13 protein-coding genes are annotated in these 16,161 nt (G+C 39.3%); 3 read left to right on the top strand and 10 right to left on the bottom strand.

What is annotated here, in order from left to right; translation table 11 throughout:
• Window positions 1–1,059 precede the first annotated feature (1,059 nt).
• The 5 genes from AC04QZ_RS07835 to AC04QZ_RS07815 form a co-directional block, all read right to left on the bottom strand.
• Window positions 1,060–1,590 (bottom strand): hypothetical protein, encoded by a 531-nt coding sequence (locus AC04QZ_RS07835; RefSeq protein ID WP_086547247.1) that lies wholly within the window; start codon window positions 1,588–1,590, stop codon window positions 1,060–1,062.
• Complete coding sequence (locus AC04QZ_RS07830; protein WP_478357301.1) at window positions 1,587–3,884, bottom strand: patatin-like phospholipase family protein; 2,298 nt, start codon at window positions 3,882–3,884, stop codon at window positions 1,587–1,589. The genes AC04QZ_RS07835 and AC04QZ_RS07830 overlap by 4 nt, the downstream gene beginning before the upstream one ends.
• A 49-nt stretch (window positions 3,885–3,933) precedes the next feature.
• Window positions 3,934–4,407, bottom strand: a complete 474-nt coding sequence (locus tag AC04QZ_RS07825; protein WP_478357300.1) for a TspO/MBR family protein — start codon at window positions 4,405–4,407, stop codon at window positions 3,934–3,936.
• Between the two features lie 44 nt (window positions 4,408–4,451).
• Complete coding sequence (locus AC04QZ_RS07820; RefSeq protein WP_478357299.1) at window positions 4,452–5,801, bottom strand: M28 family metallopeptidase; 1,350 nt, start codon at window positions 5,799–5,801, stop codon at window positions 4,452–4,454.
• A gap of 153 nt (window positions 5,802–5,954) precedes the next feature.
• Window positions 5,955–6,575 carry a peptidase M16 family protein gene (locus AC04QZ_RS07815; RefSeq protein ID WP_478357298.1) on the bottom strand — a complete coding sequence of 207 codons (621 nt, stop codon included), beginning with the start codon at window positions 6,573–6,575 and terminating at the stop codon, window positions 5,955–5,957.
• A 248-nt stretch (window positions 6,576–6,823) separates the two neighbouring features.
• Here AC04QZ_RS07815 and AC04QZ_RS07810 point away from each other — a divergent pair, with 248 nt between their 5' ends.
• On the top strand, window positions 6,824–7,519 hold the full coding sequence (locus AC04QZ_RS07810) for a LytR/AlgR family response regulator transcription factor (protein ID WP_478357297.1): 696 nt from the start codon (window positions 6,824–6,826) through the stop codon (window positions 7,517–7,519).
• Between the two features lie 12 nt (window positions 7,520–7,531).
• Window positions 7,532–8,314: a response regulator gene (locus AC04QZ_RS07805; protein ID WP_478357296.1), complete on the top strand. Its 783-nt coding sequence runs from the start codon at window positions 7,532–7,534 to the stop codon at window positions 8,312–8,314.
• Between the two features lie 51 nt (window positions 8,315–8,365).
• Here AC04QZ_RS07805 and AC04QZ_RS07800 read toward each other — a convergent pair whose 3' ends face one another.
• Window positions 8,366–9,202, bottom strand: a complete 837-nt coding sequence (locus AC04QZ_RS07800; protein ID WP_478357295.1) for an alpha/beta fold hydrolase — start codon at window positions 9,200–9,202, stop codon at window positions 8,366–8,368.
• Window positions 9,203–9,354: 152 nt separating this feature from the next.
• On the opposite strand from AC04QZ_RS07800, the gene AC04QZ_RS07795 reads away from it, so the two are divergent.
• Entirely contained in the window at window positions 9,355–11,433 is a 2,079-nt protein-coding gene (locus AC04QZ_RS07795; RefSeq protein ID WP_478357294.1) for a CehA/McbA family metallohydrolase domain-containing protein, read from the top strand.
• Window positions 11,434–11,733: 300 nt separating this feature from the next.
• Here the strand turns inward: AC04QZ_RS07795 and AC04QZ_RS07790 are convergent, their stop codons facing one another.
• The 4 genes from AC04QZ_RS07790 to AC04QZ_RS07775 all read right to left on the bottom strand — a co-directional run bounded on the left by AC04QZ_RS07790 (window position 11,734) and on the right by AC04QZ_RS07775 (window position 16,155).
• Window positions 11,734–12,243, bottom strand: a complete 510-nt coding sequence (locus tag AC04QZ_RS07790; RefSeq protein WP_478357293.1) for a hypothetical protein — start codon at window positions 12,241–12,243, stop codon at window positions 11,734–11,736.
• The gene (locus tag AC04QZ_RS07785; RefSeq protein ID WP_478357291.1) at window positions 12,236–13,504 is read right to left on the bottom strand and encodes a condensation domain-containing protein; all 1,269 of its coding nucleotides are present in this window, start codon (window positions 13,502–13,504) and stop codon (window positions 12,236–12,238) included. The genes AC04QZ_RS07790 and AC04QZ_RS07785 overlap by 8 nt, the downstream gene beginning before the upstream one ends.
• A complete protein-coding gene (locus AC04QZ_RS07780) occupies window positions 13,501–14,790 on the bottom strand; it encodes a condensation domain-containing protein (RefSeq protein WP_478357290.1) in 1,290 nt (429 codons plus the stop codon). The genes AC04QZ_RS07785 and AC04QZ_RS07780 overlap by 4 nt, the downstream gene beginning before the upstream one ends.
• 150 nt (window positions 14,791–14,940) lie before the next feature.
• Window positions 14,941–16,155, bottom strand: coding sequence for a glycosyltransferase (locus AC04QZ_RS07775; protein ID WP_478357289.1), 1,215 nt, complete (start codon window positions 16,153–16,155; stop codon window positions 14,941–14,943).
• Window positions 16,156–16,161: the final 6 nt, after the last annotated feature.

The raw sequence follows: 16,161 nt of genomic DNA, 5'->3' as shown, positions 1-16,161 counted from the left end.
AATCCTTAAAAAACGATTTGTTATTTTCATACTCGTCAGAAACGAGCGTGAACGCAAAATATTTATTTTTCCGCTCTATGCCGCGGTGGCATGGTACTTTGGAGCGCCAAAGTACCCAAAGCGCTTTGTCAATCCAGCAATGGGCCCTTTACACAATCTCACGTACATCAAAAAAACAACGGCACTTTGTTTTGTGTTCAATGCTCTTTTAAGATTTAATTCAGTGATTACGAACACAAAACCACTGCGTTTCAGGTTTGTTCGTGCCAATTGTAATGAACTACTCCTGTTTTTTTGATTCTCCCGGCCCTTGGGATTGACGGTGTTCTTCGGTTAAACCTGTAATTTATTAAAGCAAGCTAGCAAAACGTATAAAAAACCCAAACCAAAAGATGTGTCCACACGAAAGGCTTAAGGCACTACAATGGTATTGCTACCTGTAGTAAAATAAACCCGACCGACAGTGTTATCCCGATTTAGGTGATTTTCTTTTATTATTGCTTAATTATATCGGATTAAGCAAAGGGCGGGACGGGTATAACCGAAGTACCACAGGTATTGCTTTTCTAAAAAAATAGAATTCGCATTTCAATTTATGGGGAAAGGTTGCTTCGGCTCGCACTAGCCCAGCCTCGCAATGATGATTTTTTTATTTAAAAGCTAAACAGATCTTAACTTCAGCTTCTTTTATTGGAAGGCAGTTGCAGAAGCTATTGGTTCTCTGTAGTCCCGCTCCCGCTTCTGCCGATTGAAATAACCGGCATCTCGCTTCGATCGGGCTTAAGGGGCTATAACAGTGCTGCTATCTGTAGTAAAATAAACCCGACCGACAGCGTTATCCCGATTTAGGTGATTTCTTTATCATTGTATAATTATATCGGGATTAGGCAAAGCGCGGGACGGGTATAACCGAAGTACCACAGGTATTGCTTTTCTAAAAAATAGAACGCATTAAATTTATAGGGAAAGGTTGCTTCGGCTCGCGCTAGCCCAGCCTTGAAATGACGATTTTGGCGAGGGAACCAAGCTATAAAAGTTGACAACTCTTTTCTCCTTACATCAAATCAAATTCTTTAACCCATCAAATATACTTTCGAAAAAGGTAGAAAGGTTTAAGCCATTACTATGGTTAAAATACACGAATACCAAAAATATAATGACCACAAATATGATGAGTTTGCGGAAAGCAAAAGCAATAATAACGAGTATAATGGGAATGATGAAAAGCCATAAACTATTTATGGCATACGGACTTAAATCGGTATCTTTTTTATACACGTACACCAGTTTGCTGTGCGTGCCGGAGTCGTTTTGATGTTTAATATATACGAAGGTAGATTTATCAATTGGTAAAGGTAACACGGCTATACCATCGTTAAATTTCAGTACCTGTGTAAAACCACTTACGCTAAAAGTATAGGTTCCGTTTATATTTTCGTTAGGGTTGTTTAACGAATCGGCAGCTATAATGGCCAGCTTATTGTTTTTAAGCAAATTCTCTTTTACCAGAAAATTATTGATTGCTGCGGTTTGTGCAAAGCTGAAAAGCCCGATTAAACACAGTGAAAGCATGAGTAAGATTCGTTTCATTCGATAGAACGTTTATTGTAAATTAAATAACCGATATGCAATAATACACCATTTCTTTTAACAGCATCATTATATAAATTATAACTTAGGCTAACCGGCCCCAGCGGTGAGTGATAAACCAGTCCAGCAGTACCTGCATAGCGTATTTTTGTAATGGGCTTTGCATAATTTATATCCTGGAAATTATTCAGCTCAAACTCTTTATGCGGTAAAAATAAATAACCTTCTAATCTAAAGTCTAGATTTTTTTTAACATTATAAATGTTTTTTATGCCGCCGGCGGCATAGGTAGTTGCCCTAAACTTATCCAGAAATAACGAGCGGCTATCTTGCAGGGGGTAGAAGGCCGGAGCGGTTAAGAGGGTTGCGTAATAATTGCTAAATAAGGGTTGGTTGGAAATAACACCTTCAATAATATAACCCAAAGTATATTTTTTAAGGTGTAAAAAGTAGTTTTCCTGAGTGAGCTTAATGCTGCCCCATTGGTGGAGCCGGCTACTGCCGGGAATTTTAACAAAACCAGGGGTATTGCGGAAAATGTTACCAGGATTATAATTTTCGCGACCCGTAGTATAGTTAAAACTTAGCGAAAAGCTTTGCCCATTGGTGGCATATTGTTTTCTGTTCAACGAGTTTTTTTCGAAGTTTAGTGAGCCTCTGAAACCATTAAATATGGTTTGATCTAATAAATCGCCTACGGCAAAGGTATTGTTTGGGCTGTAACGGTCATTGTTGTTGATAAATGTAGCATGGAGCACAATTTTGGTGTTGTAATTTAAAGGCATTCCCATCATGAGATCAATCTTCCGGTCGGATTGTTCGATGTAAATAGGGCGTGGGTTTTCGATAAAGATCTGGCTGGTATTATAAAAATTCCAGTGATTATAGGTTAACTCGGCCGCCAGAAACAAGGGTAGCCTGGTTGGATAATCTACCCGGCCATTTACCTGTACCGATTCGTAAAAACGGCCGGAGTAAAAGCTGGTTCCAAAAGTGTAAGATTTTCGGTTAAGGTAATTATACTGGGCGCCCAAAAAAACATTGCTGATGGGTCTTGTAGAGATATTGCCGCCTAATTCGAGTTTGAAACTCTTTTTGGGCTGTGCCACTACCTCAAAAGTATAACTGTCTGTTGCCGCCTGATAAGTGATTTTAGGATATACTGTTTCGAAAGTTTGATCGGCAACCAGTTTATAATATCCACGTTTAATGTCTTGCAGGTTAAAACTAACTTTATCGCTCTTAAAAAGCCTTTCCACATATTTTTTTTGTTGGCTGTTTACGCCTGTTACGATGATGTTGCTGAATTTCAGGTCTGGTTTTTTTGCATTAAATTTTTCCCTTCTTTTTGCCAGTTCTTCATCGCTCACCCTTTTGCTGATTAACGCTTTAATTCTTGGCATATCGGCTATTGTTGCATCATAGCCTTTTTTGATCAGTTCTTCTACCGGAGCAAAATTAGTTACACTATAAGTAGCTAAATTGGGTTGGATGTATACACCGTTTTTCCCGATCATGGTCGAATCCGATTTGGAGAGAAACATGTATACCAAAAAGCGGTTCATTAAACGATCGTCGATGTTTTTAGGGTATTCGTTGTAGGTTTTGGACGAAACATTGGCGCCGATTACAAAATCAGGTTTAAAATCTCTTTCCATTACATCGGCAGGGAAATTGTTGTACAGGCCCCCGTCAAAAACATATTTTCCGTCTAGTTTAATCGGGCGATAGATGATCGGAACCGTCATGGTTGCCCTTACTGCTTCGGCTAAACTCCCCTTGCTTACGGTGATACTTTTTTGCGAAAGCACATCTGCTACCATACAGCGATAGGGAACAAAAAGATTATCGAAATTATCTTTAGAAACAGCTGAAGCCTGCGAAAAAAGCTCAAGAAAGGCAAAATTTAACGGAATATCGTTAATCAGGTTAGAACGGAAACTAAAATGAAAACCCGTATCAATAGCCACTTTTGCCGTAAGCATAGAAGCATTGGGCGCATTTTTCTGGAAGTAATAGGTGTAATCGCTGGTGTATCGACCATTTACCCAATTTTGGAAGTCGTTGCTCAGTGCAATTTTTTCTATTTCTGCAGGGCTATAACCTGCGGCATACATGGCACCAACAATGCCACCCATCGATGTGCCCGTAATGTAATCGATAGGGATGTGGTTTTCTTCCAGCGCCTTTAAGGTGCCAATGTGCGCCAATCCTTTTGCACCACCACCGCTAAACACAAGACCTACCTTTTGCGCCTGCAATTGGTTACAGCACAGAACGAAGAGTATCAGCAAAGATCTTTTAAAAGTTACCACTTCCTAAAAATAGGGTTTTCTTTTAAAATTAATTCAATATGAAAATGTTGTATGTTAAAAATGATGCAAAAGTTACCCAAAGGATGTAGGGGATAAATATTAAACCCGCCCATTTGTTTATTCTATAGAACATAAAAGCATTAACCACAATGATTATTAACAGTAAAATAATTTCGGCCAGGGCAAAGCCTATCTCATGCAGGTAAAAGAAAATAAATGACCAGCCTAGATTTAAAATTAACTGGATAAGGTAAATCGCAACTGTCCGTGGGAAATGAACAATTTTATCGCGCCTGATCCATACCAGATAAGCAGCGATGCCAATAAGGACATAAAGTGTCGTCCAAACGGGTGCGAAAAGCCAGTTTGGTGGATTAAAGGATGGTTTGTTTAATGTGGGGTACCAGGTTTTAACCGATTGCGCGGTTGCCCAGCCTCCTAAAGCACCAACCCCCAGTGTGATGGCAATATTAACAATAAAAGCTAAAGGTTTAAATTTCATACGCTAAATTTGGATTTAAACAACGGCAAACCCTAAATGTTTTATCATCTGCCAATACCCGGCACTACCGGTAGGCTCTCAATATCGTCATTTCCGATACTTTGAACGGCAAATAAATAATTGTCTTTACTGTAAGGCAATCTTAATTCGGTGGATGAGGTGAAAAATTTCTTTTCCCAAACGGCGCTGCTGGTTTCGCGCATTAAAACATAATAACCCTTTACACTACCATTAGCAGGTGCTTTCCAGTATAAAAAGGTAGCGTTACTCAGGTTTTTGACATCAACTTTTACTTCGATAGGACTTGATGGGGCTTTAGCCAGGTTGGCCAAAACAGCAATATTTACACCTGTATTTTTACATAAATATTCGAAATCCATAAATTCCTGAAGGTCGCCATATCTAATACCTTTCTCCGTTCTAAGGTCCTGGTGCTGGTGATCGAAGTTTTCGTTCATTTCAGTGATGCGCACTGCAGTAAATCCATTTTCTACAAATGGGGTATGGTCTCCGCCGCGGAGAAACCTGTCGTTTCTGTAAATTAATTTAACTTCCAACTGATCTACATAACGCTCGCCGATTTCTTTAACATATCGTGCCAACTGACGGCTTTTGCCATCATTCTCTAAACCAAACTGACGGATACTTTTTGCATTTTTATCCAGGTCGAAGCTGGGTAAACCCTCGCTAAATACGCGTAACCTGGTATTATCGATGATTTGTGTTTCGCTACTGTTATTGCTGCCAATCATATCATTGTTTAACATGGCATCTACATTCCAGTTTTCTTTTTTTGCTTTTGCAGCCATAAAACCAGAGCCTAATAAAGATTGTTCTTCACCGCTTACTGCTACAAAAATTATGGTTGCTGAAAATTTATACTGACTCATAATCCTTGCAGCCTCGATTACCCCTGCAACACCACTGCCATCATCATTGGCGCCTGGCGCATCACTGGTTCTGTTCATTACATCGGTAACACGGCTATCGAGGTGCCCGCTCACCACATAAACGCGTTTATCGTTTACATCAGTGCCTTTCAGTATGGCTACAGCATTGCCCAAAAGGGTAGGCTGGTCTACTCTTTTGCCATCAGGTTTAAAAGTAATGGTATCGAGGTATGCGGTAAGCCTGCCATCGCTTTGCTTTGCAAACTGATTAAATTTATTCACCACCCAGTTTCTGGCGGCTCCAATTCCTTTTGTTTTACTTTTAATATCACTGAGCGTATTTCTTGTTCCGAATGAAACCATTTTACTGATATACGATTTTAGTGAATCCTGGTTGACGGCCTTAACCATTTTATCAATATCCTGATTTCGGTTAACTACAATTTGAGCCTGCAGAGATAAACTTAAAGCAACAAAAAGTAGGGGTATATAGAATTTTTTCATATATCTTTTTTTTCAGAAATGATGATTTTATTTCAAGCGAATATATTGAATGATTCTTTGAATACGGATAGTTAAAGCCCAATCACTTGTAACATTTTGGGCATAAAAAAAGCCCTTTGAAATTAATCAAAGGGCCTGAATTTAATTTTAATATTACCTTGCCACAGTTAATGCAAGTTCTTGTGTCCGGTTCCAGTTGCCAAAAGCTTTTTTAGCTGATGCTTTGGCTGTATTTAATTCAACATCACCTGCAATGGTTAAAAAGGTTTTTTCAGGAGAAATCTGACTGTAAAAGTTTTTTACATCGGCCAGGGTTAATGCATTAATCGAATTTTCATTTACCGTTTGGTCGTAATCGTAATCCTGCAATTTTATACTGGCAATTAATTTTGCTTTTGCGGTATTAAAAGTTTTTTGATCGAAATTGGCATGTTGAATAACCGAAGCCATTGTTGCCAGGTCTTTATCCAGATCAGCATTTGATGTAGCCAGTTTACCGCTGTTTTCCTTAAAGCTAATATTTGCGTTTTTGCTTACGTTTTCGTTTAACACGGCATTTAACAACTCCACTATACCATCTTTTTTGCCTTCAAAGGCTTTAGTATCTAAAGTAAAGCTCGAATATGCCTTTGGTGAACGTTCATTTTCCGAAATAATGATATTCATGCCATTCTTAAGTTTATAGCTAACAGGCTCCTTAAAGTTTTGCGCTTTCGCACTATAAACGGATAGGATACTTAATGTAGCGAATGCGATTGTTCTAATTTTGTTCATTTTGTTTTTTTATTTTTTATGATTGACGATTGCTGTTAAATACTATACAAATCTACTCCTGGATGTTTGTTTTGACTATATCTAGTCTTTAGAAAGGCAAAAAACCTAGACGAATGGGGCAATGCGCGCGTTGAAAATGGGGAAAATTTTCTACAAATATATATTTTATTCATTTTGTTCATTATTTATTTATCAAAATATTCCTGCAGGTTATGCTTAGTTTTAATTGCAACGATAATCCCATAGTAATGAATTGTTTAATAGTTGATGATCATGTAATCGCCAGGCGGGTAGTGAGCCACCTTTTGCAGGTTGATCCAGCTTTAAAATTGATTGCTGAATGCGAAAATGCCGCCGAGGCTTATCGAAATTTAGCCGTTCATAAAATAGACTTACTCTTGCTTGATATCGAGATGCCGGGCATATCTGGGATAGAGCTGGTTAAAGGCCTGGGTGATACACGTCCGCTGATTATATTTATTACTTCTAAAAAAGATTATGCGGCCACTGCGTTTGATTTGAATGTTGTTGACTTTATTACCAAACCGATCACCCCAGACCGGTTTTTAATCGCCATAAATAAGGCAAAGGAAATTCATAATATCCAAAACTTATTTTTGAATAACCAGCAAGACGATTTTGTTTTTATCAGGGATTCTGGCGTAATCAGGCGTATTAAACTAAACGATATTAATTATCTGGAGGCCAAAGGCGACTATGTAAAGATTTACTTAAATGAAAAGGTATATTCTGTACACTCTTCTTTAAAATCTATTGAAGACAAGCTGCCCGGACAGACTTTTTTGCGTGTACATCGTTCGTTCATTATCAATGTGGGCAAAATAGATACGGTTGAAGGGAATACTTTGATTATGCATAAAAATTTCGTCCCCGTATCCGACGCTTATAAAATGATCCTGAATAAGAGAATACAGATATTATAACCAAAGCAATTGATGAAAGAGAATAAAACAAACGATCAGGAGTTGAACAGCATAGTTGACGTTTTAGTTGTGGATGATCAGGCAATGGATCAAAAAAGCTTATCAGATTATCTTAAAGAATACGATGTTCGTTTTGCTATAGCCGCGAATACTAACGAGGCGATCAAAATTTTAGCAGATTATACCTGCAGGCTAATTTTGATTGCTGCCAACCTGTTGGAAGATGATTCGTTTAAAATTGTACAGACAATAAGGGCCAGTTCTCCGTCTGATATTTCAATTGTAGCCATAATAGAAAGAGATTTAGAGGAGCTAAAAGCAAAATGCTTTAATGCAGGGTTAGATGGCTGTTTTACTAAACCAATCTCGCGAATTGAGCTGGTGGGTGTTTTAACCCATTTTTTACCGGATGAGGTATTGTCGAGCAAAAATATTCAGGTTAAACATGAGGTAGAGGATTATAAGGCTATTGATTTAGGTTATCTGAAAGAAATAAGCATGGGAGATATTGCTTACGAAAAGGAAATAACAGAAAAATTCATTGAAATTGTTTCAGAAGAAATTAATGATTTAAATAATTGTTTGGTCGCCGGGGACTATGAAAAACTAAAACGTGTTGCACATAAAATGCTTTCAACCATTTATGTGATGGGTTTAGGGCCTAAATTAAGTGCACACCTGCAAGCCATTGAGGATGATGATTTAACTAGCGATCAATATCGGTATCGGGTAGAATTGATTGCCATGATCTGCGAAAAGGCTAAAGAAGAAGCACAGGTGTTTTTAGAACAATAACCTGTACTTTTTCTCAGCTATGAGGTTTTAGTTATTGATATATGAAAATTTTCAGGAGGCATACAGGTGATCTGATGCTGCTTTTAAACTGATATCTTCGATAAAATCTTTTATCTCCCTGATGGTTTCTTCTGGTTCGCTAATGTGCGGAAAGTGCCCTGTGGCTTTCATCACTACCAAAAAATTATCTGGGGTATTTTTATGGATAAATTCGCCTACCGATAACGGCGCCATAATATCGTTCGAACTTTGCAGGGTAAGACTCGGCACTTCGAGGTTTTTTAATTTATCTCTATAATCGGCCTTAAAGGTAGCCATTGCAAAGGCCAGGGCCACACTTGGGTCGGTAGCTTCAAAACATTCCTGTAAAAAATCAGCCAGTTCGGGTTTTAAAGGGCTGTCCATTACCACTGGCGCCAATTGCTTGCTCCAGGCAATATAATCATCGGCGATGTGCTCAAATATGGTTTCAATATCTCCTGCATTAAATCCACCGATATAATCATGATCATTTAAATATCTTGGCGAAGGACCAATAAAAATTAATTTTTTAAATACTTCTGGCATTTGTAATGCGGCAATCATGCCAATCATACTGCTGACGGAGTGCCCGACAAATATAATGTTGGTCAAATCAAGCGCTTCTATAATGTCGATTACATCACAGGCATATCCTTCGAGTGTAGCGTATTTTTGTTGGTCGTATTGGCTTAGGTCCGAATCACCCGATCCAACATAATCAAACAGTATTACTTTGTAGTCTTGAAGAAAAGCATCTGTAATAAATTTCCAGGAACTTTGCGCACAGCCGAAACCGTGGGCAAACACAATTACCTGGCTACCTTCGCCCAGGATTTTTACGTTATTTCTGATGAGTATTGGATGCAAAATGTTTGGTTTTAATTCTATATTAAGTTAAGTAATATTATTTGTTTTTTTTAAAAAATAAATAATGAACGAAATGCACTGATTACCGAATATTTTATGTTTTGCACTTAATTGTTATCTTGCGATATATCTAACTAAAACGATTAAGTTGTATGAGAAACAGTATTTCTATATTATTGATGTTATGCTTTTCAGCATTTTACGCACAAAGCCAGGTAAACCTAAAAGCATTTAAAACTAACGGCGCTACCGTTTCTTCCAGTCAAAAAGAAATTGTGCTTACCTGGCCGGCCGGTAAAGGATCCTTGGGTAAAATGATTTTAGATCTTGATCGTTCCAAACCCTTATTCAAACGTTTGTTGTTAGGTAAACAAGGCAGCTTTAAAGAAGTTGCAGCAAATCTCGACCCTGCCTTTGTGCTGAGAATAGGCAAACGTACCTTAAGTCCGGCCAGTGGGGGCTGGGATGTGTTTTTCGACCGGGTTCCAACAAGGCCATATACCACAAATGTTGTAAAGTTCGAAAAAGGAGCAGCCAGTGTTTCTACGAAGGGGTCACAAACTGTGGTGCGAATCAATGGCGTTCAGTGCGAAACATTTAGCGGTGCTTTAGAAATAACACTTTACAAGGGAAGCCCTTTGTTTAATGTAGCTGCTGTGGTATCTACCCCAAAAGACTCGACAGCTATTTTGTACGATGCCGGATTAACGAGCAAAAAAGACGCCTGGGCCAATATTGCATGGAGCGATGTGCAAGGTGCTCTGCAGCGGGAGAAAGCTGTTAAAACAGATCCAACTAAAAATCTGGAAGTAAAATACCGTACGGTTATCGGCGAAAATACCGGAGGAAGTCTGGCTGTTTTTCCTGCTCCACATCAATATTTCTATCCTTTGGATGAAGCTTTTAACCTTAAATTTACCTGGAAAGGAAGCAATTACTTAAATTTGATTCCCGATTTTGGAATCGGTATCCGCCAGGATCCTTTGGGAGATAAACGTTATGTGCCTTGGTTTAATGCACCACCCAATACCCAGCAGCGCCTTAACTTTTTCTGTTTATTGAGCGGTGGAACAGCAAATACAGCTTTAGCAGAAGTTAAAAAGTTTACGCATAACGATACTTATGTGCCCTTGGCAGGTTACAAAACCATGGCGAGCCATTTCCACAATGAGTTTATTTCGGATGTTGTACTGAGCGGAAAAGCTGTTCCCGAAAAGCCCGAATTTGTTGAGGTATTGAAAAAAGCAGGTTTAAATATTGTTAAGCTTGCCGAATTTCACGGACCAGGCCATCCCAAAGGGCCAGATTCGGTTCGTTTAAAGGAATTAGATGCCTTGTTTAAACAAACCAAAAGGTTATCTGACCCTAATTTTTTATTGTTACCGGGAGAAGAAGCCAATAATTTTTACGGCGGACATTGGCTGGCATTTTTTCCTAAACCAGTTTATTGGGTGATGTCGAGAAAAAGCGATATGCCTTTCGAAACGAACGATCCGAAATATGGTAAAGTTTACCGCATTAACGATAAAGCAGAAATGCTTAAACTATTGGAACAAGAACATGGTTTAGCCTGGACTGCCCATGCCAGAACAAAAGCATCAACAGGTTATCCGGACAAATATAAAGAAGAGGACTTTTTTAAATCGGAGACTTTTATGGGGGCAGCCTGGAAAGCCATTCCCGGCGATCTTTCGTTGCCAACATTGAGTAAAAGAGTACTAAACCTAATGGACGATATGGCCAATTGGGGATTAAAAAAACATGTCATTTCTGAAGCCGACATCTTTACCATAACCGAACAAAATGAAATGTATGCACACTTAAATGTGAATTATTTACAGCTGGACAAGGTGCCAAATTATGCTGATGGCTGGCAGCCTATTTTAGATGTAATGAAGCAAGGAAAGTTTTTTGTTTCTACTGGAGAGGTATTAATTCCAACATTCAACATTAATGGTAAAGGTGCAGGAGAGACGTTAAAAATTGACCAAACTGGTAAAACGATGGTAAACATGCAGCTCAACTGGACATTTCCCTTAAGTTTTGTCGAAATTGTATCGGGTGATGGAGCGAAGGTTTACCGCAACCGCATTAATTTGAATGCTACCCAGGCTTTTGGCAAAAAGGATTTCAGTTGGCCAATCAATTTAAAAGGCCGTAAATGGGTAAGGGTAGAGGCCTGGGATATTGCAACCAATGGTGCTTTTACGCAAATGGTTTGGCTGGAGTAGTTTTAATGTCATTCTGAGCGTAGCGAAGAATCTCTAAGCGATGAAACACCAAAAAATATACAATTTGTCATCCCAAGTGAATTTTGTTTTTTTGGAGCGCAATGCCTGTAATGTATAGGAGCGGTTCGGTCCTGCTGTACGCTGCTCCCGAAGAAACCTGTGAAACAAGCAGGCACACAATAAAAAAGTAAAAACTAGTGCTTAAATCGGGATCCGCTGCCATCAGGGCTATTAATAAAGGCTTGTGTTCAGAAACCATCACTATCATCGTCCTCGTTACAAACGAGGACGATATCAACACTATACCGCATCAATCCTAAACCTTCTAATGGCGAGGTAGAAAAAGGTAATGGAATATAAACCCGCCAGCAATCCTGCACATACTGCAGATGGGGTAATCCCGAAATCGTGATTTTTAGGGAAAGAGAAATGGAGTAAAAGCATCAGCGCGAATACAGCCAAAATGCTATACAAGCCATTTAAGCCTGCTTTCTTTAAGATAAAAGGATAGCCAGTGATTTTTTCATCTATCTTGTAATTTATGGCACCTGAATGTTGCAGCTCTTTTATTTTCTTCAAAATATCAAGCGTAATCATAAACGGCAGCAATAACGACATGGGCAATAAAAACCTGGCCAGATTTTGCTCCCCGCTAAATAAGTGAACTGAGTTTTGCGCTTTAAAAGCAAAATAGGGTACCACGGTATTCAATATCGTATTCGGAATAAGGTGTAAAAGCAGGTTTTTGCGCACAAATTTCCGCCAGTTCGACACTTTTGCCTGCTCATCGTATTCCACTTCATCAGACATTGGCCAACTCGTTTAAATTTTCCTTAATCAGTTCCATTGCCCGGTCTTTGATCTGCCAGGCTTCAAATTCTCGCAGAAAAGATTCGTTCGACATAAAAGAGAAATCCAATTGGCCGTTAAAAGTGCTGCATACTAAGGTATTGGCATTTTTCCATGGGAAAGCAACCGTAGGACTATAAATGGTTTCAATAGCAAAATGCTGATAATCTTTCGGGATATTCAAAAGCCCCATGTTACTGAGCGTCACATCATGTGTGCCCTTTGTTGTTTTTAAAAAACCAATCATTTTATTTACCGATGAATGGAAATTTTCACTCATGTTTAACAGGTCGTGAACTTTCATTTCTGCTACTTTGGCTTCCAGATCGGTTTTTAATTTTTGCGTTTTTGTCCAGAAATCGCTTTCCGTCTGGTCAAGTTTTAACTCTATAATGGGGGCAAAGGCAAACATGGTATCCTGTTTGATGGTTTCTACAAAACGCCTGATATCAACCGGACAGATTACCTTACCATGAGCTTTGGTGCCTTGTACCTGCTTAAAAGCTTCCATAAAGGCCACGCAGATGGCCGCATGAACAGTCGTGTTTTCTTCCTTACACTTTACCAAAAGTTTTTGGGTATCCTGTTCGCTGATTTTCCAATGAACAGCGTAATTGCTCCGGTCGACATTATGGTTAGAAGTTGCTTTAAAAAAGAAAAATAAACGGCCAAGCGCGGCAAAAAATTTCCCTTTAAAATGGGCTGTTTTAGTAATTGAAAATTCTTCCGGCAGCAGATCGCGGACAGAAAGAAATGAGGGGTAAGGCGCCAGATTTTGTTCAGGATGATCAATCAGGGCCATCAGCTCCCGCATTAGATTTAAAATGGTAGTTCCATCGCAAATACAGTGTGGGAGCACCAGCAAAAGATCTGATTCGGTTTCACCTTTTAACCAGACTAACCTTGCTAATGGCTCATTTGGGGCATCAAAAAGTTTATACCACTCTACTTTGGATTGTGTTAACCAATCCTGGTCTGTTACACGTTGAGCAGTTCTGACCGGTATTTTACTGATGTTTTCGTTCCTGACGAAATAGGGTGTTTTGCCTGTAGCATCAATATTCATTTGCAGCAGCGGGTGTTTCTGCTGGATTTTATCCAATGCTTTGTGCAGGTTATCTTCCCTGATTTTACCAGAAATTTTTGCGCCAAAAACACAATTTAAGGGTGTTTTGGCATCCACATGCATGATTCTTTCTCCTAAAATTAATCTTCTTTTCATGCCGTAGCGGTTAAAATTTCAATTGGTTTTTCAATGTGTTCTTTAAGGATGGATATTACCTTTTCTTTAATGGCTTCTGCTTCTACAAATGGCACATAGCCTTCACTGGCCACAAAAGTAAAATCCATTTGATTGCGGTAGGTGGAGGCGATCATCGTGGTGGTATTGCCCAATGGTCCCATTACCGAAGGACTGAATATGGTTTCTACTTCGAAGTTGTGGTATTGGTATGGGATATCGATTTTGCCCAGGTTTGAAAACATACAATCGTTGCTCGATTTTCCGTATTTTAAGAAATTAGTGAAATTCTTAAGTGCCGGATGGCAGGCTTCCATCATCATCATTAAGCTGTAAGGATTCAGTTTAGCTGATTTATCGTTCACATCTTTTTGTAAGGCCTTCACATTATCAATAAAGTCTTTTTCTGGGAGCAGGGAAAGTACAATCATTAATCCGAAGGCAAAAATGTGGTCTTTTTTAATAATCGGGTTAAAATTCCTGATATCCACTGGTAACGATATTTTGTTAAATGCCTTTTCTTTTCTTACCGCTTTAAATGCCATTAAAACTGCGGCACTCAACAAAGTATTTACGGTGAACTGATTGGTTTTGCAAAACTGGATGATCTGTTTAGTGAAATCCTGATCAAATTTCCAGCGGAGCATAAAATCTTTTTTTCGTTCTACAGCTACTTTTTTAATCGGGATAATCCAAAGGGCTAAAGTGGCCATTTTGCCAATCAGTCCGTTTTTAGCTCTGTTGCGGTAGCTGTTTAAGATCTTCTTCGGAATCACATCTTTTACGCCCATAATCGGAATTTCTTTTCCAATATCGGTATCAGGATCATCCAAAAGCTGAAGCAATTCTGTTAAAATAGAAATCGCCGAAGTGCCATCGCAGAGGCAATGGTGATAGACCATCAGAAATTCGGATACGGCTTTACCTCTAACCCAGGTGATGCGGCAAAGTGGTGCAATGGTAGCGTCAAATAGGGTTTTCCATTCATAAGTAGATTCCTGCTCCCAATGCTCATCATTTAATCTGTCCACAATCCGGACAGGAATTCTAAAATTTTCGGTAAGATTGGTGACAAACCATGGTCTTTTATCTTCGTCAAAACGTATTGCAGCGGTTAACCAGGGATGTTTTTTCTGGATTTTAAATAAGGCAAACCTTAAATCATCTTCCTTGATTTCTCCCCTGATTTTGAAAGGTATTACAATGTTAAACGGACTTTTTCCATCTCCGTACAACATTCTTTCGCCAAATAGCAGTTTTCTTTTCATTTAGGTTAGTATTTTAAACATTTCGTCATCCCGAATTTACGCGTTCGGTCCTCCTGAATTTATTTCAGGATCTTAATAGCAGGAAGGATGCTGAAACGAGTTCAGCATGACGACCACTCTTTTATTATCAAAGTCCAGAGTTGTCAACTTCTATGCGAGTGGGCTATCAAAGTTGACAACTCCATGAACCTCAGCAAAATCCTCCAACAATTGCACGGCTTTATCGTTACCACCAGCTGCGATGAATGTTTCTTTTATTTTTTGTGCCGTATGGCGATATTTTGGATTTTCCAAAAGTTCGAAAACGGTATCCCTTAAATCGCTGATGCGTAATCGTTTGTAACGGATGCTGACGCCACAGCCTGCCTGCTCGATTAATTTTGCCGTATGAAAATGATCGTAAGCAATAGGCGTGATCAGCATTGGTAAACCGTTGGTGAAAGTATCGTTTACGGTATTGAAACCTCCATGGCAAATTACCGCATCCATGTGTGGCATTAATTCTGACTGTGGAACAAAACCGTTTACAATGAAGTTATCAGGCCATTTTTCAAAAATATCGGGATTGGTTGCGGCTACAATGGTTACGGGCTGGTTTTCGAAAGCTGTAATCAGTTTCTGAAAGAATTCCTTACGGATATCAACCAATAAAGTACCCAGCGAAACAAAAACTTTAGGCGTGGTGGCCTGACTTAAACGTTCCCAATCAAAAGGGGCTAAATTTGGTCGCCCTTTTACCGGACCAACAAAATGCATGTGCGGTGGTTTTTCTTCAAAACCTGCAAAAGCCTGTGAGGTAAAAACCATGTTCAGCTGGTGCGAATGGATGTGAATATCATCGCTATAAATACCCACTTCTCTTTGTAAACCTTTAATCAGGTTTTGTTGCCACTCAAATATTTTAGGTGCACTGCTGGCGGTATCGCCCATCACATCGGGTGGTACCGGTGTGGTGGTAACCGATGGTATACCTTTTAAGTGTGCACTCAATGCACCGGCGAAGGTTATACAGTCGTTGATGATGACATCAGGTTTCCAGGCATCAACAAAGTTGTTCAATCCTTTCATCATCATCTTGGCAAAAGGTACATAAGTTTCTTCGAGCGCCAGTTTCATCACCTCCGGCCCGGAACAAGCCGGACCATCATCCTGACGTTTTAAAATGCGTTGTATTTCATCAGCGTACTCCGCCAGATCATCTTCAGGATAAATAAATTCGCCACCCTCTGGTAGGTGCACCTGAGCAAGCGGCGTGATACCCAGCCATTTTACCTCATGGCCACGGTTCAGTAAACTTGCGCCAATGCTTAATGTTGGGCTAATGTGACCGAAAAAGGGCGGGACAACGAAAAGGAATTTTGACATAATGTA

This window comes from Pedobacter folensis (assembly GCF_056490665.1).
Note: the sequence above shows the minus strand (reverse complement) of the source record. Positions and strands in the feature narration are given on the sequence as shown.